1 protein-coding gene is annotated in these 341 nt (G+C 52.8%); it reads left to right on the forward strand.

Features of this window, described 5'->3' with window-relative positions; genetic code table 11:
• Positions 1-81 precede the first annotated feature (81 nt).
• A partial coding sequence (locus D0N36_RS19305) for a transposase (RefSeq protein ID WP_147320994.1) occupies positions 82-341 on the forward strand: 260 nt, incomplete at its 3' end.

Genomic DNA, 341 nt, shown 5'->3' on the forward strand with positions numbered 1-341 from the left:
TGACCTCCCCCCAATAAACTAGACCACGCTAAAGTAGAGAAATCAGGCCCTTGTCGTATCTTAAACCAAGAGACATGTGCCATGAAAAAGACAAAGTTTACCGAAGCCCAAATCGTGTTTGCGCTACGCCAGGCCGACACGGGCGTGGCCGTCGCCGAGGTCTGCCGGAAGATGGGCATCAGCGAGGCCACCTATTACAACTGGAAGAAGAAATACGGCGGGCTGGGCGTGTCCGAGTTGCGCCGTTTAAAACAGTTGGAAGAAGAGAACCAGCAGCTCAAACAGCTGGTCGCGGACCTGAGCCTGGACAAGCAGATGCTGCAGGATGTACTCAAAAAAAA

The organism is Hymenobacter lapidiphilus, assembly GCF_003417065.2.
Classification (GTDB): domain Bacteria; phylum Bacteroidota; class Bacteroidia; order Cytophagales; family Hymenobacteraceae; genus Hymenobacter.